The 18,534-nt window shown below is 69.3% G+C and carries 12 protein-coding genes; 7 read left to right on the top strand and 5 right to left on the bottom strand.

Going from position 1 to position 18,534, the window contains the following annotated elements; translation table 11 throughout:
- The first annotated feature begins 17 nt into the window (after positions 1 to 17).
- The 6 genes from PGN14_RS09670 (at position 18) to PGN14_RS09695 (ending at position 7,267) form a co-directional block, all read left to right on the top strand.
- Complete coding sequence (locus PGN14_RS09670) at positions 18 to 902, top strand: fatty acid desaturase family protein (RefSeq protein WP_335299307.1); 885 nt, start codon at positions 18 to 20, stop codon at positions 900 to 902.
- A 54-nt stretch (positions 903 to 956) separates the two neighbouring features.
- Positions 957 to 1,106, top strand: a complete 150-nt coding sequence (locus PGN14_RS09675) for a hypothetical protein (protein WP_335299308.1) — start codon at positions 957 to 959, stop codon at positions 1,104 to 1,106.
- Between the two features lie 137 nt (positions 1,107 to 1,243).
- The gene (locus tag PGN14_RS09680) at positions 1,244 to 3,988 is read left to right on the top strand and encodes a TonB-dependent receptor (RefSeq protein ID WP_335299309.1); all 2,745 of its coding nucleotides are present in this window, start codon (positions 1,244 to 1,246) and stop codon (positions 3,986 to 3,988) included.
- Positions 3,989 to 4,052: 64 nt separating this feature from the next.
- Complete coding sequence (locus PGN14_RS09685; RefSeq protein WP_335299310.1) at positions 4,053 to 5,858, top strand: methyl-accepting chemotaxis protein; 1,806 nt, start codon at positions 4,053 to 4,055, stop codon at positions 5,856 to 5,858.
- 25 nt (positions 5,859 to 5,883) lie between these two features.
- A complete protein-coding gene (locus tag PGN14_RS09690) occupies positions 5,884 to 6,936 on the top strand; it encodes a DUF2332 domain-containing protein (protein ID WP_335299311.1) in 1,053 nt (350 codons plus the stop codon).
- 70 nt (positions 6,937 to 7,006) lie between these two features.
- Complete coding sequence (locus PGN14_RS09695; protein ID WP_335299312.1) at positions 7,007 to 7,267, top strand: hypothetical protein; 261 nt, start codon at positions 7,007 to 7,009, stop codon at positions 7,265 to 7,267.
- Between the two features lie 190 nt (positions 7,268 to 7,457).
- On the opposite strand, the gene PGN14_RS09700 is transcribed toward PGN14_RS09695, so the two are convergent.
- The 3 genes from PGN14_RS09700 to PGN14_RS09710 all read right to left on the bottom strand — a co-directional run bounded on the left by PGN14_RS09700 (position 7,458) and on the right by PGN14_RS09710 (position 15,497).
- The gene (locus PGN14_RS09700; RefSeq protein WP_335299313.1) at positions 7,458 to 11,702 is read right to left on the bottom strand and encodes a YadA-like family protein; all 4,245 of its coding nucleotides are present in this window, start codon (positions 11,700 to 11,702) and stop codon (positions 7,458 to 7,460) included.
- Between the two features lie 186 nt (positions 11,703 to 11,888).
- A complete protein-coding gene (locus PGN14_RS09705; RefSeq protein WP_335299314.1) occupies positions 11,889 to 13,172 on the bottom strand; it encodes a glycoside hydrolase family 130 protein in 1,284 nt (427 codons plus the stop codon).
- Positions 13,173 to 13,223: 51 nt separating this feature from the next.
- Positions 13,224 to 15,497 (bottom strand): glycosyltransferase family 4 protein, encoded by a 2,274-nt coding sequence (locus PGN14_RS09710; RefSeq protein ID WP_335299315.1) that lies wholly within the window; start codon positions 15,495 to 15,497, stop codon positions 13,224 to 13,226.
- Positions 15,498 to 15,960: 463 nt separating this feature from the next.
- Between PGN14_RS09710 and PGN14_RS09715 the strand changes: the two genes are divergently transcribed.
- The gene (locus tag PGN14_RS09715) at positions 15,961 to 16,482 is read left to right on the top strand and encodes a molybdenum cofactor guanylyltransferase (RefSeq protein ID WP_335299316.1); all 522 of its coding nucleotides are present in this window, start codon (positions 15,961 to 15,963) and stop codon (positions 16,480 to 16,482) included.
- A 34-nt stretch (positions 16,483 to 16,516) separates the two neighbouring features.
- On the opposite strand, the gene PGN14_RS09720 is transcribed toward PGN14_RS09715, so the two are convergent.
- Positions 16,517 to 16,819 (bottom strand): putative quinol monooxygenase, encoded by a 303-nt coding sequence (locus PGN14_RS09720; protein ID WP_335299317.1) that lies wholly within the window; start codon positions 16,817 to 16,819, stop codon positions 16,517 to 16,519.
- Complete coding sequence (locus PGN14_RS09725) at positions 16,816 to 18,501, bottom strand: amidohydrolase (RefSeq protein WP_443019493.1); 1,686 nt, start codon at positions 18,499 to 18,501, stop codon at positions 16,816 to 16,818. Before PGN14_RS09725 ends, PGN14_RS09720 begins: the two co-directional genes overlap by 4 nt.
- Positions 18,502 to 18,534: the final 33 nt, after the last annotated feature.

Below are 18,534 nucleotides of genomic sequence, written 5' to 3' on the forward strand. Positions count from 1 at the left end.
GAGAGAGGATGCCCGCGATGACCGTAACCGATTATCTGTCGAAGGACGAACTGGCCGCGCTGATGCGGCGGTCGGATGCGCGCGCCTGGTGGGCCGTCGCGGTCAATTGGGGGATCATCGCGGGCGCGTTCGCGCTGGCGATCGCCTGGCCCAACCCGCTGACGATCCTGCTCGCGGCGCTGCTGATCGCGGCGCGGCAGCTCGGACTCGGCATCCTGGTCCACGACTGCGCGCATCACGCGCTGTTTCGGGAGCGGCGCACCAACGAGCGCGTCGGCCAGTGGCTGGCGGGGACGCCGGTCGATATCTCGCTGGCGGCCTATCGTACCTATCATCTCGCGCATCATCGCCACGCCGGCACCCCCGACGACCCCGATCTGGGCTTCGTGCGCAGCTATCCTATCACGCGCGCGACGCTGCGCCGCAAGCTGTGGCGCGACCTTTCCGGCCAGACCGGGGTGCGCGATCTCGCGCGGTCGCTCCGGCGCTTCCAGCTGAAGCGGCAATGGCCATGGCTGACCTTCCACGTCGCGCTGTTCGCGGTGCTGGCGCTGGCGGGTGGCTGGTGGGCCTATGCGCTGTGGTGGGTCGCGCAGCTGTTCGTCTATCCGGCGATCGTCCGGCTGCGCCAGATCGGCGAGCACGGCGTCGTGCCCGATCGCGGCGACGCCGATCCGCGGCGCAATACCGGCACCACGCTGGTGCGTTGGTGGGAGCGGCTGTTCATCGCCCCCAACCACGTCAATTATCATATCGAGCATCATCTGACCGCCGGGGTTCCACCCTATCGGCTGCCGGCGATGCACCGCTTGCTGCGCGCGCGCGGCTTCTACGACGGCCACGATTCGCTGTCCTACGGCTATATCGATGTCATGCGCCGCGCGACGCGGCAGCCGGCCTGACGGGATCGACCGCGCCGGCGCGACGTTGACCTCGCGACAGCGAGGAATACCGTCATGAGCGACGCCGACACCCGTCCGGAACCGACCGCGAAGGAAGCCTTTGGCGAGAATTCCGGCCCGCCGATCTATGCCGGGATCGTCTATCTCGGCTTCCTGATGGTCGCGACGCTGGGAATCCTGCTCCACGCGGGTGACGTTTTTTAATGCGAATCTGCTGTTTTACCTCCGATCCGACACCGACTTTAGGATAAAAATCTGCGACTTGGCCGGTGCGGTTAACGGTCGGGTATGATTGTCGACTTACCACGCCCCCGACAACACCGAACAGGTTGGGGGCTTGAATGCGACTTTGGGGTATCCTGCTGGCATCGACGGCAGCGTTGACGGTAACGGGGACGGCGTCGGCACAGGGGCTGCGCACCGTGGCGCCCACGCCGCAGGACAAGGCGGCCGCCGCGACGCCGCAGCCGGCCGAATCGGCCAATACCGCCGATATCGTCGTCACCGCGACTCGCCGCTCGCAGCGCCTGTCCAGCGTGCCCATCGCGGTCAGCGCCTATGGCGCGGCCGCACTCCAGAACTCCGGCGCGACCGACATCCGCCAGATGACGCAGCTCGCACCGTCGCTGCTGGTCGCCTCGACCGGTTCGGAGGCGAACGCCACCGCGCGCGTCCGCGGCATCGGCACCGTGGGTGACAATCCCGGGCTGGAAAGCTCGGTCGCGGTCTTCATCGACGGCGTCTATCGCAGCCGTACCGGCTCCGGCCTCAACGACCTCGGCGAAGTGGAGCGGATCGAGGTGCTGCGCGGGCCGCAGGGCACGCTGTCGGGGCGCAACTCCTCGGCCGGCGCGATCAGCATCTACACCAAATATCCCGAGTTCACGTTCGGCGGCTATGGCGAGGTCAGCTACGGCAATTACGACGCGGTGCGCGTCGCCGGCGCGGTCACCGGCCCGGTGGTGAGCGACACGCTCGCCTTCCGCATCGACGGCGTGTACGGCAAGCGCGACGGCTTCTATCACGACGTCGTCAACAACACCGACTACAACAACCGCGACCGTGTGTTCGTCCGCGGGCAGCTGTTCTGGAAGCCGACGACCGACTTCTCGGTCCGCCTGATCGGCGATTACACGCATCGCGACGAAAAGTGCTGCGGCGCGGTCTATGTGGACACGCGCGAGAAGATCGACCCGACGCCCGGCGTCGCGGGCGACTATGCCGTCAACCCGCAGAACCGGATCGTCAACATCCTGCGCTCTTTGGGCGGGGTTCTGCCGAGCGACGGCAACCCCTACAACCGCCTTATCGCCCAGACTCCCGGGCGTTCCTATTCCAACGTGACCGAGGATTACGGCGTTTCGGCGCGTGTTGGCTGGAACTTCGACAACATCCAGCTGATCTCGATCTCGGCCTATCGCGAGTATAAGGCGGGCGGCGCGGGCGACGTCGATTACGGCAACGTCGACCTGATCTATCGCGCCGACGACGGCCTGTCCTATCGCCAGTTCAAGACCTTCACGCAGGAAACGCGCCTCAGCGGCTCGATCTTCGACAACCGGCTCGACTGGCTGGTTGGCGGCTATTACGCGCATGAAGACCTTCAGGTGTCCGACAATCTGAAGTTCGGATCGCAATATGGCGCCTTCGCCGCCTGCCGCATCGTCGCCACCGTCAACCCGGCCGCGGCGCTGCAGAACCCGGCCAACCCCGGCTGCCTCAGCACCGCCGGCCGCAGCGTGCTGACCGGCGCGCTGGGCCAGACGCTGATCGACGGCATCGACCGCCTCTCGACGATCCGCAACGTCGGCGCGGTGCGCGACCTGTACGACCAGACCAGCAGCAACTACGCCTTCTTCACGCACAACATCTTCCGGCTGACCGACACGCTCAGCCTGACCGGCGGCCTGCGCTACACCAGCGAACACAAGAAGTTGCGCGCCAGCTTCGACAACAACAACACCGCCTGCCCGGCGCAGCAGGCCGCGCTGCGCCCGCTGCTCGCCAGCAGCAACGCGACGCTGGCGGGTCTCGCCGGCGGCATCATCACGCTCAGCTGCACCGGCAATTCCTCGTCCGCGATCACCGGACTGCCGGTCGCCGACAAGATCGACGAGGGCCAGTTCACCGGCACCACGGTGGTGTCGTGGAAGCCGGTGCCCAGCACGCTCCTCTACGGCTCGTATGCGCGCGGCTACAAGGCGGGCGGCTACAACCTCGACCGGTCGGACCTGACCGCGAACGTGTTCGGTACGCCCACCGCGGCCAATGCGGCCAATTTGCGCTTCGATCCGGAAACGGTGAACGCGTATGAGCTGGGCGTGAAATACACCTCGCGCAAGTTCACCGCGAACGTCGCGGCGTTCCGCTCGGAGTTCAAGAACTTCCAGCTGAACACCTTCAACGGCACCAATTACATCGTCCAGAACATCGGCTCGTGCAGCAACGACCTGGCCGGTGCGGACCGCGACAATTCGGCCACCACCGGCACCTGCACCGGCACCGTCAAGGCGGGCGTGGTGACGCAGGGCGTGGAGCTGGAGGCGGGCGCCTATCCCGCGCCGGACGTGACGTTCAACATCGGCTACACCTATGCCGAGACGAACTATCGCAACAACCTGGTCGGCAGCAACGCGGGCGAGGCGCTCAACAACGCGCTGTTCCTGCTGCCCGGCAGCATGATGTCCAACGCGCCGCGCCATGTCGTCACCACCTCGGCCACCTGGTCGCCGGAGATCGCCGGCAGCGGGCTGACCGCGCTGTTCTACGTCGATGGCCGCATGACCAGCGACTATAACACCGGGTCGGACCTGTTCGCCGAGAAGATGCAGGACGGCTTCTTCCTGATGAACGCGCGCATCGGCCTGCGTGGGCCGGAACAGCGCTGGGCGGTGGAGTTCTGGGGCCAGAACATCCTCAACACCAACTATCAGCAGGTGGCGTTCAACTCGCCGTTCCAGGGCGCCAACAGCCTGTCGCAGGTGCAGCGCTTCGGCTCGCCCAGCTTCGCTACCGCGAACACGCTGTTCCAGTCGTTCCTGGCCGAGCCGCGTACCTACGGCATCACGCTGCGCTCGCGCTTCTGATCGCCGACTGACGGGGGAGGGCACCGCCGCCCTCCCCACCCCCTACTGACGGATCCCGAGAGCCATGAAGATACCGCGCAAGCTGGCATTGTCGTTCCTGACCATCAACGCGTCGGCGGCGCTGGTGATGGCGGTGTTCCTGGCCAATATCATGATGATCTCGGGTTCGACCGAGCGCAGCAACTTCAGCCAGTCGATCTTCGCCAAGGCGCTGACGCTGGAGACGTCGATCCTGCGCCAGAACAGCCAGTTCCGCGGCTTCCTGGTCACCGCCGACCCGACCTACCTCAAATCCTACGAGGAAGGGCGCAAGGAGTTCGACGACACCGCCGACGAGCTGGAGCGCCTGCTGACCGATCCCGCCAAGCTGGCGATGGTCCGCGAATCGCGCGCGGAGACGCTGAAGTGGCGCCGCGACTGGGGCGATCGCCTGATCGCCGAGGTGAAGGCCGGCAACCGCGACGGCGCGCAGGAGGCGGTACGCAACGCCGGCGCCGCGGTGCTGGTCAGCAAGGTCGCGCTGCCGCTGCGCGCGCTGCGTGCCGAGGAAACCAAGGATATCGACGCCGCCGCCGCGCAGCAGGCGAAGGCGATCGAGATCGCGCTGGTCACGCTGGCGATCGGCACGATCGCGCTGATCGGCATCGCCATCACGCTGTCGCGCGTGCTCAGCCGCCAGATCGCGCGCCCCATCTCCTCGCTGACGCAGGTGATGGCGGACCTCGCCGCGGGACGCCACGACATCACGATCGACTCCGCCGATCGCGGCGACGAGCTGGGCGACATGGCGCGCGCCATCACCGTCTTCCGCGATACCGCCGTGGCCAAGGTGGTCGACGATCGCGACCGTGAAGCCGCGCTGTCCGCGATCGGGGGCGCGCTGCACAAGCTGTCGGAGGCGGACCTGACCACGCGCATCCATGACGTGCCGCCCGCCTTCCGCACGCTGTCGGACGATTACAATGCCGCCACCTCCAGCCTATCGGGCGTGCTCGCCGGCGTCCGCCGCAGCGTCGAATCGATCAAGCGCGACACCGGCGAGATCAGCCACGCCGCGTCCGACCTGTCGGACCGCAGCGAGCGCCAGGCCGCCAGCCTTCAGGAATCTGCCTCCGCGCTTGACGAGATCACCAAGTCGGTCGGGGCCGGCGCCAGCGCGGCGGAGGAGGCCAGTGCCTCGATGACCGCGGCACAGGGCGAGGCGCAGCGCGGCGGCGAGATCGTGCGCCAGGCGATCGGCGCGATGAACGGGATCGAGCAGGCCAGCAACGAGATCGCGGAGATCATCTCGCTGATCGACGGCATCGCCTTCCAGACCAACCTGCTGGCGCTGAACGCGGGCGTCGAGGCGGCGCGCGCGGGCGAGGCGGGCAAGGGCTTCGCGGTGGTGGCCAGTGAAGTGCGCGCGCTGGCGCAGCGTGCCGCGGACGCCGCGACCGACGTGAAGACCAAGGTCACCTCCGCCTCCACCCATGTCCGCACCGGCGTCGAGCTGGTCGACCGCACCGGGCAGGCGCTGTCGCGGATCATCGAGAGCGTCGGCAGCGTCAGCGGCGCGATCGACGGCATCGCGCGCTCCGCCGACTATCAGGCCAAGAGCCTGGGCGAGATCAACATCGCGATCAGCGAGATGGACGGCATGACGCAGCAGAATGCCGCCATGGTCGAGGAGACGTCGGCCGCCGCGCGCAACCTGGTGAAGGAGGCGGAACGCCTCGCCGCCTCCGTCGCGACCTTCGCGATCGAGGACACGGCCCCGGCGGCGAACGTCGCGCGGATGCCCGCGCGTCGCGTCGAGGGCAAGGTGATGCCTGCCCCCGCACCGATGCGCCGCGCCGTGGCGGGTGGCGACGACTGGTCCAGCTTCTGATAGCGCGCCCGCTCGCGCCCATCCGATGATGACGGACCTGCCGATCGTGACGTCGAAGCCCTTCCACGACCAGGCCGCCGCGGTGCGCGCGATGGGTTCGCCCTTCGTCGCCGCGGTGCTCGACGCGGTCGGGCGGCAGCTGGCGCGCGCGCCGCTCACCTCCGCGCTGGTCGCCGACTGGCCGCGGGACGAGGCGGCGGACGCGCTGGCGATGCGCGTGGCAGGCGCGCTCCATGCGCTCGCCCGCGCGGGTGATGACGCCGCGCTGGCGCTGCTGTACCGCGATCGTACCGGCGACATGGACCGCACGATCGGCGATGCGCTGGCACGCGCCGACGCCTTCGTCGCCGACTGGATCCGCGATCCGCCACAGACCAACGAGGTGGGACGCACCGCCGCCACGATGGCGGCGCTGATGGTGCTGCGCGCACGCTTCGCGATGCCGTGCGCGCTGCTGGAGCTGGGCGCCAGCGCCGGCCTGAACCTCAATCTGACGCGCTATGCGCACGATCTGGGCGGCGTGGCGGCGGGCGATGCCGCCTCGCCGGTGCGCATCGCGCCCGATTGGCGCGGTCCCCCGCCCCCGGCGCATGCGGTCGAGATCGCGTCGGCGCGCGGGGTGGACCTGCACCCGCTCGCCGCCGACGAACAGGACGCGCGCGACCGGCTGATGGCGTTCGTCTGGCCCGACGATGCCGCGCGCGCCGATCGTCTTTCCGCCGCACTGCGCATCGCGCGCGACGCGCCGCCGCGGGTCGACCGCGGCAATGTGGTCGATTGGCTTCCGGCGCAGCTCGCCGAACCGCAGCCCGCCGGCACCTGCCGCGTCGTCGTCCATTCGATGGTGCTGCAATATCTCGCCCCCGCCGCCCGCGCGGCGGTGGAGGACGCGCTGGCCATCGCCGGCGCGCGCGCCACCGCGGAGCGGCCGCTGGCGCGCATCGGCTTCGAATGGACGCCCGCGCGCGACGCAGTGCGGCTGCGGCTGACCAGCTGGCCCGACGGCCGCACCGTCGACCTCGCCACCTGCCACGCCTACGGGGCGTGGATCGACTGGCACCAACAAGAAGCCCGCTAAATCCCTCTTGCATCACGATTATCTCGCCCACATGCTCGCCCGCATCCACGGATCGAGCGAGAGGTGAGCCATGGCCACGGCCGACGTCCACAAGGTGGCGAGCGCCATCGAAGCGGTGATGCACCAGGCGGACACCGCCTATATCGGCGTCGTCGCGCTGCTCCAGACGCTGTTCAACCGCGGCGTGCTGACCCAGGCCGAGGTGAAGGGCATCGCCGATGCCATGGTCTCCTCGATCCCGGTCGAGCGCCACCACGCCTTCGCACAGTCGATCGCGGGGATGATCCCCGACTATAAATCGCCGCAGGGCGCGAAGATGGCGCACGACTGACGCGCGACGGCAGGCCCGGCCGAGGCCGGACCTGCCTGTCGCTTCCGTGGGGTCGATCGAACCTTGCTCTTCTCCCGTCACCCCGGCCTTGAGCCGGGGTCCCGCTTCTGCCGCGATGGGTGAAAGCGGGACCCCGGATCAAGTCCGGGGTGACGGTAAAATGTCGAAGATCGTCGAATGACGGACCAGGTCAGAACTGGAAGCCGACCCCCGCATTCGCCGCGACGCGCTTGCGGCTGTCATAGGTCGCGCCCAGCTTCACGACGGTGCGGCCGTCGTTCATCACGCGCGACACGCCCATCGCCACCGCCGACTGCCCCTGGAAGGTGCCGACGCCCATCGCGACCATGCTCTTCCCCTCCTCATAGGCCTGCGGCATCCCGGCCATGGCCAGCGCGCCGGCGATGCCGGCATGGGCGTCGCGATTGACCCGCGACAGGTCGAAGGACAGCGCCGCCACGCGGCGATCGGTATAGCCGTTCGCCTCCGCCACCGCGCCGGCCAGCGCGTTGCTCATCTGGCCGACGTTGACCGCATCGGTGGCCGCCACGCCCGGCGCCACGTTGCGCAGCGCCACCGCCTGTCCGCCGGCGCCCAGCGTGACCGAGGTCTTGGCGGCGTCGTCATAGGCCACCGCCTGCTCCGCCTTCGCCTCCACCGTCGTCACGCGCGTTTCCACCGCGACGATGCGGGTTTCGGTTTCGGTCGACATCGGCGGCGCGGAGGGCGTGGTGGTGCCCGTCGTGCTGCCGATCCGCGAGGAGATCGCCTCCAGCGCATCGCCGACGCTGGAATAGGTCACCCCGTTCAGCGTGTAGCGCGGCGTGCCCAGCGCGCCGGTCGCACCGTCGTAGCTGGCGCCGCCGCCGAACCCGGCGACGAACGCCGCGCCCAGCGTGCCGGAGACGCCGCGCAGCTGCGCCACGTTCACCGCATCGCTCGCCTGCGCGCCCGCCGCGACGCCCGTGATCTGGCGGTTGCCGACCGGGGTCGGGTTGCCGCTGACCGGATCGGGATAGGCGATGTTGCGCGCGACCGCGATCTCGCCCTGCGACGCCTGCGTGCCCGCCACGCCGAAGGCGGTATAGGCCGCCACCGCGCCGCGCGTGGTCTGCGCCGCGGAGCCGAGCGCCACGCTGCCCTCATGATCCGCGATCGCGCCGGAACCCAGCGCGGTCGCGGCGAAGCCACTGGCGCTGGATACCGTGCCGATCGCGGTCGCCCCGTATCCGGTCGCGCGGCTGGCGGTGCCGATCGCGGCGGCATAGTCCGACTGCGCCTGCGCGCCATAGCCGAACGCGGACGACATCTCCCGCGATGCGTCGGCGGCGTTGCCGATCGCCACCGCGCGAAGGCCGGTTGCGCGAGTGTTGCTGCCGATCGCCAGCGTCTCGTCGGCGCTGGTGGTCACATTGGCGCCGATCGCCAGCGCACCGTTGCCGACCGCGGCGTTGTTCGCGCCGATCGCGATCGCGCCCGTGCCCTGCGCGGTGTTGGTATAGCCGAGCGCAGCCGCCCCCATGCCGTCCGCCGTGTTGAGCGAGCCGATCGCGGTGCTGCCGTCGCCCTGCGCGACGTTGACGTTGCCCAGCGCGATCGCGCCGGTGCCGGTGGCGTTATTGTCCTTGCCCAGCGCGGTCGCGCCCTCGCCGGTGGCGTAGTTGGGGTCGCCGATCGCGACCGCACCGTTGCCCGAGGCGACGTTGCCCAGGCCGATCGACACCGCCTTGCCGTCCATCGCCATCGCGCCGTCGCCGATCGCGACCGAGCTGTCGCCGCCCGCCATCGCGTTGCGCCCCACCGCGATCGCGGCGACGCCCATGGAGGTCGATGCCGGCCCGATCGCGGTCGAGTCGAAGCCCAAAGCGGCGCTGTCCGCCATCGACGAATTGGCCTTGAAATAGCGCAGCGTCGTCGGCGCGACACCGGTGCCGCCTCCGCCGACGACCGGCGCGGTCGCCTGCGCCAGCGACTGTTCGATCGCGCCGAACACCGACTGAATCGAGCCATGCTGCGCGCCCTGGAACGTGAAGTTGCCGGCGAACCCGGTCAGCGGATCATAAGCGACGCCGTTGCCGAACATCCCCGCCGCGGCATTGCCCAGCGAGAACAGCTGCGCGCCGTTGACCGCGTCGGTCGAGGTCGAGGCGATCACGCCGGCCGCGACATTGTGCAGCCGGACCGCACCGTTCGCCGCGCCTACCAGCGTCAGGTCCTGCGACACCGTACCCGCATTGGGAACGGTCGGCGTCGCCGCGTCGGCATAGCGCATCGGCCCGCGCGCGCCCGTGTCGACCGCATCGCGCAGCCGGTCGAGATCGTCGCCCAGATCGCCGATCGTGTCGGTCAGCTGCGCGCCCAACGTCCCCAGCCGCAGGTTGGTGTCGTACAATTGCCCCGCGGTCGCCGCCTCGCTCGACTGCGCCGCCAGCGTGCCCGCGGCGAGGTTGCGCAGCGTCACAGGCGTACCGGCACGCCCCAGCGTCGCGGCATTGCGGTCGGCATCGTCGTAGCGCACCGCCAGATCGGCCAGCCCCTGATAGCTGGACGCCAGCGCGAACAGCTGCCCGCCGTTGACCGCGTCTGTCGACCCCGATGCGACGGTGCCGTCGGCGACATTGTGCAGCATCACCGGTGCCGGATCGCGCCCGACCAGCACCAGATGGTTGGTCGTGCTGCCGCCGTTGGGCACCAGCGGCGCGGAGGGATCGGCATAGCGCACCGGCCCGATCGCGCCGTTCTGCGTATCGCGGCGCAGGACCGCGATCGCATCGGCATTGGCACCCAGCAGCATGCCCTGCGCCGACACGCTGGTCCCCAACGTCCCCAGATCGTCGCGCACCGCCGCGACCGCGGCGTTCGTATCCGCCAGCTGCCCGCCGTTGACCGCATCGGTCGATCCCGTCGCCACCCGGCCCGCGGCGACGTTGCCGATCGTCACCGGCGCACCCTGCGCCCCCAGCGAGATCCGCGCGCGCGTCGCGTCCTCATAGCGCACCGCGACCGCGTCCAGCGCGCCCACCTGCTGTCCCATGTCGAACAGCTGCCCGCCGTTGACCGCATCGGTGGACCCGGCCGTCACCTGTCCGGCGGCGACATTGTGGACCCGCACCGGCCCGGCCTGCGCGCCCATGATCGCGACATCGTTGGTCGCCCCCGTGGTCGCCACCAGCGGTGCCGCCGGCGTCGTATATTGCACCGGGCTGGCGTTGCCGCTGACCGCCATGTTGCGCAGCGACAGGATCGCGTCCGCATTGGCGGTGATCCGCGCGTCGTGCACGGCGACGTCGGCGCCCAGCGCCGTCAGCGTCCCGCCCTGCACGGTCACCAGCCCCTGAAGGCTGGCGATGTTCGCCGCCGCGGTGGCGAGATCGCCGCCCTGCGTCGCTACCGTCGCACCCAGCGTGCCCAGCCCGGCGGTGTTGGCGGTGATCCGCACCTCGTGATCGCTCACCTGCGCCAGAAGGTCGCCGACGTCGCTGCCGGTCGACCCGATCGTGGCGCGCAACCCCGCGATGTCGGCGACATTGGCCGAGACGTCCGCCCGCAACGCGCCGATGTCGCTGTTGGCGCGCACGACCTGCGTCGCGGTCGCGGCGAGGTCGGTCGCGATCGTGCCGACCGTGTTCGTCAACGCGCCGACATCACCCTGTGCCGTCGCGACGGTATCCCGCAGCGCGCGGATCGCGCCGTCCTGCCCGGCCACCGCCGTGCCCAGCGTCCCCACCGTTCCCGACAGCGTATTCACCGTCCCTGTCAGCGCGCCGACATCGCCCTGTGCCGTCGCCAGCGTCGATTGCAGCGTCTGGATCGCGCCGCCCTGCCCGGTCACGGTGCCCGACAGCGTCGACACCCCGCTGCGCAGCGCATCCAGCACGCCCAGATTGGCGGTGATCTGCGCCCCCTGCTGGTTCACGGTCGCGGAAACGTCGGCCAGATTGCCGACCGTCACGCCCAGCGACGTCTGGAGGTTGCCGAGCGTCGCGGCCTGCTGCCCCACGGTCGAGGTCAGCGTCCCCAGCCCCGAGGTGACCGCCCCCAGCCCGCTGGTGACCGTGGTCAGCGCATCGGTATTGGCGGTCAGCAGCGCCCGCTGATCGTTCACCGTGGCGGTGACGGTGGCAAGGTTGGTGGCATTGCTGGTCGTGGCGTTCTGCAACGCGGTGACCTGGCTGTTCACCGTGCTGGTCAGCGTGTTCAGGCTGCTGTTCAGCGTATTGGCCAGATTGGTGGTCGCGGTGATCTTCGCGCCCTGGTCGGTCACCGTGCCGGTCAGTGCCAGCAGGTCGGTGGACAGGCCGTTGAGCGTCAGCAGCTGCGCATTCGCGGCCGCCGGCGCCAGCGCGGAGATACCCGCGAGCATGGTGGTGATGCAGGTCGTGCTGCGCAGCCGACGGCTGTTGACGGAACGATGATGAGACGACGAACGGGGCATGACAGGATCCGATCTGAATGACCCTGCCGATCACGCCGTCGCACGGTAAACGAATCCGTCCGGATATGGTTAACCGCCGCGCGGTTATACCGATGTATTAGGTTCGGCTGATTTTTCATGGCGTTGGCACGAGCGCCGCCGGCATCGTACCATCATTCGGGGCGCCGGACCGCCGGCGCCCTGCCGTCACATCTTCGACAGCAATTCGCGGATCTCGACGAACGCGAAGCCGACCGAGCTGTCGGCAATGCCATAGGGCATGAACAGCTTGTCGCCGTGCTTCATCGCGCCGCAGGTATAGACCACGTTGGGCACATAGCCCTCGCGGTCCTGATCCGCCGCCGCGAGGATCGGCGAGCGCGTGCGCCCGATGACCCGCGCCGGATTGTCCTTGTCCAGCAGCGCCGCGCCGATCGAATATTTGCGCATCGCGCCGACGCCATGGGTCAGCAGCAGCCAGCCTTCGTCGATCTCGATCGGCGGGCCGCAATTGCCGATCTGCACGAACTCCCACGGGAAGACGGGCTTCAGGATCAACTCGCCATCGTCCCAGTGCGTCAGGTCGTCGGTCTTGAGCAAATACAGGTTCTCGCCGTCCTGCCGGCCGATCGCGATATATTGGTCGCCGACCTTGCGCGGGAACAGCGCGATGCCCTTGTTGCGCGACGCGCTGCCCGTCATAGGTACCAGATCGAACGCGCGGAAATCCTTGGTGCGCATCAGCTCGGACTGGATCGCGCTGCCGTTATAGGCGGTATAGGTGCCCAGCCATTCGGTCGTCCCGTCGCCATGCGCGAACTGGACGAGGCGCAGGTCCTCCAGCCCCTTGGACTGCGCCTCGGTGATCGGGAAGATCACCGTGCCCGACAGCGTGCTGTCGCGGTGGCGATAGACGGTGACGGGACCGGACGGCATCTCGCCCTCGTCGCTGCCCACCGCATCGGTCGCGGTCGCGAACGGCGGCTCGGGCGCCAGCTTCAGCTCGTTGTCGCTGGTGATGATCCCCTCGCGGAAGGCGACCGAGGAGATATGCCCCTCCCCCACCGCGCGCAGCGACATCAGGATACGCTGCGCGCCGTCGTCCATGCCCGTCTGGTCGGGGTGCGCCACCACGCTGGGGTTCATCAGCGCGGCGGCGGCATAGCTGTATTCGTGGCAGAAATAGGCGCCGATCAACTGCCGCTTCTCGTCCGAGATGCGGCTGCCGTCGAGGCCGTGCGCCGAGGCGATCTCGTCATAGCGCGTCATGAAGACGCGCCGCGTCTGCCAGTGGCGCGCCTCGAAATCCTTGAGCACCAGTTCCAGCTGGTCGCGCGCGGCCTGCGGCGGCAGGTCGAGCACCTCCGCGATCAGCCGTTCCGACCGGCTGATCCCGCCGGGCTGCGGCGCCATCCAGCCGATGTGGAACGGGCGTACCACGACGCGCGACGGGTCGGCATGCAAGCGCAGCCGGTGGTTGAACAGCTCCAAGGACCAGCCTCGCCTTTTTTTGACGTCGTACCCGAACGCGCCATGTGCCGGTCAGGCGACGGCGCGTCCCGTCCCTGCCACGCTTTTCACGCGCTTTGAAAGCCCCGAAATCGCGCAGGACGCCAATTGCAGCGCGAGAATCGACTCTGCACCCTGGTTGCGGTTGAGCCCGGTCGGCATCAATCCGTCGAAACAGCCGCCATCGCGCTGCGTCGCCAATGGCAGGTCGAGGTCGTTGACCCCCAGATACCAGTCATAGGCGCGCTTCGCCTCCGCGAACCAGCGCGCGTCGCCGGTCGCATCGAACGCCGCGCAACAGGCGTCCACCGTCGCCTGCGCCTCCAGCGGCTGCTGGTCGAACGGCAGCGGCTCGGCATAGACGCGTCCGAAGCTCTCGGAGCCGACCGCGCGGAAATGGCCTTCCGGCGCGGTCTGCTTGGCGATGATCCAGTCCAGCGTGTCGAGCCCGCAGGCGACCAGGTCCTGCCGGTCCAGCGCCATGCCGGCGCGGATCATCGCTTCGGGCAGGCGGGCGTTGTCATAGGCGAGCACGATCTCGAACCAGCCCCACGCCGGGCGGCGCGCGGCGTCGAGCAGCGCCAGATGCTCGTCGGGGAAGCGGCGCAGGATCTGCATCGCCAGCTGGTGCCCCGGCGACGCCTCGATCATCGCCGCCGCGCCCAGCATCGCGAACGCCTGCGCGCGCGGGCTTTCCAGCTCCAGCGCGAGCGTCGCAGTCGAATCGAACATCGCGGTCGCCCAGTCGCGATGCTTGGCCTCCGCCGCGTCGCGCGCGGTGACGCCCAGCGCCCAGATGGTGCGGCCGTTCGAATCCTCCGACCCCACATCCTCGCACCACGTCCGGTCGTAGTTCATGAAGTTGCGGAACCGCCGCGCATCCGGGTTCCACGCATATTGCACGAACGAGGCATAGGTGCTGGTCCAGCGATCGCGCGTCGCCGCATCCAGCCCCGGCATCGCACTCATCAGGATCAGCGCGCGCGCATTGTCATCGATGCAATAGCCGTGGCGGCGATCGGGGATCGAGAAGATCGAATGCTGGAGCATCCCGGTCGAGTCGCTCATCCGCTCGACGGCCGCGATATCGGGGGCCAGCACCTTCGTCTCGCCCGCGGGTCCGGCGGGCAGGCGCGACGGCTGGGTCGCGATCGCGGTGGCGATCTCGGTCATGGCATTCTCCACCACGCGCGGCCAGATCATCGTGCGCCCGCGGGCATAGGCGCGTGCCGACAGGCGGCCGATGTTGCGCTCGCTGCCGAGCAGGTCGTTGATCTCGCGCGCGAAGGCGGCGGCGTCGCGGAAGTCGACCAGCACGCCGTGCCCGTCCGCCAGTATCTCGGTCGCATGGACATAGGGGGTGGACACCACCGCCTTGCCGACGCCGACCGCATAGCTGAGCGTCCCGCTCGTGATCTGTGCCGGGTTCAGATACGGCGTGGCATAGATATCCGCCGCCTGGAGATAGTCGATCAGATCCTCGTGATCGACGAAGGCGTCGATGAAGGCGACATTGCCGCCGACGCCCAGCGCCTCGGCCTGTGCCTTGAGCGAGTCGCGATAACGCTCGCCCTCGTGCGCGACCAGATTGGGGTGCGTCGCGCCCAGCACCACGTACATCGCATCGGGATGCTTCGCGACGACCGCGGGCATCGCCTCGATCAGCGTCTCGATCCCCTTGCCCGGCGCCAGCAGCCCGAACGTCAGGATCACGCGCCGTCCGGTCCAGTCGAAGCGCGGCTTGAACGTCGCCGGATCGGCGAAGACGCGATCCGGCACCCCGTGCGGGATCACCGCGATCGACTTCGGACTGGCGCCCCACACCGTCTCCAGGATCGCGCGGCCGCGCTCGGCCATCACGATCACCTTGGCAGCGCGGCGCAGGATGCCCTCCAGCACATTGCGCTCCGCGACGCTCGGCTTCTCCAGCACGGTATGCAGCGTGACGATGACCGGGATCGTCAGCCGGTCGAGCAGCGCCAGAATATGCGCCCCCGCCTCGCCGCCATAGATGCCATATTCATGCTGCAACCACAGCGCCTGCGCGCCGCTCGCCTCGATCGCACGTGCCGCATCGATATAGGCGGCGCGATCGTCGTGCGGGATCGCGGCGGTGACGCCCTCGGGATAGTCGTAGCGCCCGGGATGGTCGTCCATCGCATAGACGTCGACGCGCAGGTCCGGGAACCGAGCGCGCAACGCGCTGTGCGTATCGGTGGTGAACGTCGCGATACCGCATTTGCGCGGCAGGTAGTTGCCGATCAACGCGATGTGCCTGACGTCGTGCAGGGCGGGCGACTGCTTCATTCCGGTCTCTTCGCTTGGGCAGCAATCCTGTACGGACCGCCGCGGGTACGAGCATCTGAACCAGTGATGACGCAGATAGTTGCAGTTTTGCGGCAGCGCACAAGAGGGATTCTATCCAACGTGCATTACCGAAGGCCGAAAGAGGCCCATGCAATTTCGTTAACCTCTCATGCACGATTGCATCCTGTGCAAGCAAGATTGTTGCGCACGTTTGTTGCGCCGCAGCGTAACGATCCGTACATGGCTCCGTGTCGGACGCTTCCGACGACAGGAGACCCCAGATGCGTATCTTCGAAACCGCCGCCAGCACTGCGCTGGTGCTCGCGGCTCAGGCGCTGGTGGTCGGCGTGGTCTTCACCACGCTCTGATCCCCACGCCCTGACCAGCGGCGACCGCCCCTCCTTTGCGGGGGGCGGTTGAAGCCGTTTTTGCGCTTTGCGCGCGCGCCTGCGACAAGGGCGCCATGACCCGTCTTCTCGGCGCCGTCCTCGCGGGCGGTCGCGCCACCCGCTTCGGCCGTGACAAGGCGCTCGCGCCCTGGGGCCGGGCGACGCTGCTCGACCATGCGCTGGCCAGCCTGCGCCCGCATGTCGCGGCGCTGGTGGTGGTGGGCCGTGCAGACGCGCCGGTCGCGACGGCCCCGGATCTTCCCGCACCCGACCTCGGCCCGCTCGGCGGCATCGCCGGCGCGCTGGCCTATGCCGTGCGCGGCGGGTTCCACGCGGTGCTGACCACCGCATGCGACACACCGACGCTGCCGCCTGCGCTGGTGGCGGCGCTGCTGGCGAGCGACGGCGCGCATGCGGCGGAGGCGCCGACGGTGGGGCTATGGCCGGTCCGGCTGGCACCGGTGCTGGCGGCGCATCTGCGGGCGGGCGGGAATCGGTCGATCCGCCGCTGGGCGCACGATGTGGGTGTGCCGGCGATCATGCCCGGTGTCATCGTCCCCAACGCGAACACGCCGGAGGATCTGGCGCAACTTTAAAGCCCCGCCCCTTCAGGGGAGGGGCTCAGACGGGCTAGAACCGTTCCGCCTCGCCGGCCTCGTACAACCGCAAGTCCCTCTCGCCGATCCCCAACGCCGGCCAATGCGCGCGCCATTCTGCCAGATGCGCGCTCGCGACATGCCGATCCAGCGCGGCGCGATCGCGCCATACCTCCGTCACCCGGATCAACCCGGCATCGGCGATGTCCTGCGCATAGGCATAATCGAGGCACCCATCCTCCGCCCGGCTCGCCGTCACCATCGCGTCCATCGCCGGACGCGCCGCCGCGATCCGGTCGACCGGCACCCGCACCGTCCCCACGACCACCAGCGTCATTTCCGCTCCCACGCCTTCTGCCCGCCGATCCACGTCTCCTGCACCGCGGTCCGACGCAGGTCCGCCGGCGCCGCGGCGAGCGGATCGCGGTCGACGACGATGAAGTCGGCGCGCTGCCCGGGGGCCAGGATACCGAACTTGCCTTCCGCGAACCCGGCGTAGCTCGCTCCGCCGGTGAAGCCCCACCATGCCTGTTCGCGCGTCACCGCCTCCTGCGGCTGCCACCCGCCCGGCGGCTGACCCTGCGCGTCCTCCCGCGTGAACGCTGCCGCCCAGCCGGCCCAGGGATCGGGCTTCTCGACCGGGAAGTCGGACCCGAACGCCAGCTTCGCGCCCGCCGCCATCACCGACCGCCATGCATAGGCACCCGCCAGCCGCGCCTGCCCCAGCCGCGCCTCCGCCATCACGCGGTCGCTGGTCTGGTGCGTCGGCTGCATCGACGCGATGATGCCATAGCGGCCGAACGCCGCCATGTCGGCCGGGTCCAGCACCTGCGCATGTTCGATCCGCCAGCGCCGGTCGCCCTTGTACGTCGCCGACAGTTCCGCGATCGCGTCCAGCACCTGCTGGTCGGCGCGGTCGCCGATCGCATGGACCGCCACCTGATAGCCGTCCATCGCCGCGCGGCTCATCAGATTCTGCAACCGGTCGTCGCTCAGGAAGCCCAGGCCGCGCTGCCCCGGCGCATCGGCATAGGGCGCCTTCAGCCACGCGCCGCGCGATCCCAGCGCGCCGTCGGCGTACAGCTTCACCCCCTCCAGCCGCAGCCGGTCGTCGTACAGCCACGGCGTCGGCCCGGTCCCCCCGATCGCGACCGCCGCGTCGATGCCGCCGCCATAGGCCATGATCCGCACGCGCAGCGCGCCGAGGTCGCCCATCCGGCGATAGGTCATCCAGTCGTCGATCGACGTCCCCATGTCGGCCACCGCGGTCACGCCATAGCCGAGCAGGATCTGCTGCGCCTTCAGGAAGGCGGCGGTGCGATCCTTCGGGCTGACCTTCGGCACCGCGCGCTCCATCAGCGCCTGCGCATTGTCGACCAGCACGCCCAGCGGCTTCTCGATGCGCCCGCCCGCCGGATCGGCGGTCGCGGCGGTGACGCCCGCCGCCTTCAGTGCGGCCGTATTCGCCCAGCCGGCATGGCCGTCCGCCCGCGCCAGCCACACCGGGCGGTCGGCCACCGCGGCGTCCAGTTCCGCCGCGGTCGGGAAGCGGCCCAGCCCCCATTGCTCCTGATTCCACCCGCGCCCGATGATCCATGCGCGCTCCGGATTGGCGCGCGCATAGTCGCGGATCCTGGCCTGCGCCTCCGCCAGCGAGCGCGTGTCCGACAGGTCCAGCGTCAGCGCCGCCAGCCCCTGATCGATGACATGCCCGTGCGCGTCGATCATGCCCGGAAGCACCACCCGCCCCTTCATGTCGGCGCGCCAGTCGTAGCGCGGACCGGGGTTCTTCTTCGTCGGCTTGGGCGGCTGTTCGCCGACGGGGACCAGCCGCACCACCTTGCCCTGTGCGTCGATCACGATCGCCTGAAACCGCACCACGCGCTGGTCGCGGTCCAGCGTGATGCCGCGAACGTTGTCGATCAGCGCATCGGCCCCTGCCGACGATGGCGCCAGTGCGGGCGTCAGCACCATCGACATGGCGACGGTCAGGCGGCGTAAAGCTTGGGAAGCGGACATGGACCCGCCATATGGCGATGGCGTTTCGTTGGC

This window comes from Sphingomonas adhaesiva (genome assembly GCF_036946305.1).
GTDB classification, from domain to species: Bacteria; Pseudomonadota; Alphaproteobacteria; order Sphingomonadales; family Sphingomonadaceae; genus Sphingomonas; species Sphingomonas adhaesiva_B.

Coding starts and splice junctions, on each gene's coding strand:
- PGN14_RS09720 (WP_335299317.1), bottom strand. CDS start 16,819: ATGACGCTGGTGGTCGTGGGGACGGTGCGGGTGCCGGTCGACCGGATC.
- PGN14_RS09700 (WP_335299313.1), bottom strand. CDS start 11,702: ATGCCCCGTTCGTCGTCTCATCATCGTTCCGTCAACAGCCGTCGGCTG.
- PGN14_RS09695 (WP_335299312.1), top strand. CDS start 7,007: ATGGCCACGGCCGACGTCCACAAGGTGGCGAGCGCCATCGAAGCGGTG.
- PGN14_RS09690 (WP_335299311.1), top strand. CDS start 5,884: ATGATGACGGACCTGCCGATCGTGACGTCGAAGCCCTTCCACGACCAG.
- PGN14_RS09680 (WP_335299309.1), top strand. CDS start 1,244: ATGCGACTTTGGGGTATCCTGCTGGCATCGACGGCAGCGTTGACGGTA.
- PGN14_RS09675 (WP_335299308.1), top strand. CDS start 957: ATGAGCGACGCCGACACCCGTCCGGAACCGACCGCGAAGGAAGCCTTT.
- PGN14_RS09710 (WP_335299315.1), bottom strand. CDS start 15,497: ATGAAGCAGTCGCCCGCCCTGCACGACGTCAGGCACATCGCGTTGATC.
- PGN14_RS09670 (WP_335299307.1), top strand. CDS start 18: ATGACCGTAACCGATTATCTGTCGAAGGACGAACTGGCCGCGCTGATG.
- PGN14_RS09685 (WP_335299310.1), top strand. CDS start 4,053: ATGAAGATACCGCGCAAGCTGGCATTGTCGTTCCTGACCATCAACGCG.
- PGN14_RS09715 (WP_335299316.1), top strand. CDS start 15,961: ATGACCCGTCTTCTCGGCGCCGTCCTCGCGGGCGGTCGCGCCACCCGC.
- PGN14_RS09725 (WP_443019493.1), bottom strand. CDS start 18,501: ATGTCCGCTTCCCAAGCTTTACGCCGCCTGACCGTCGCCATGTCGATG.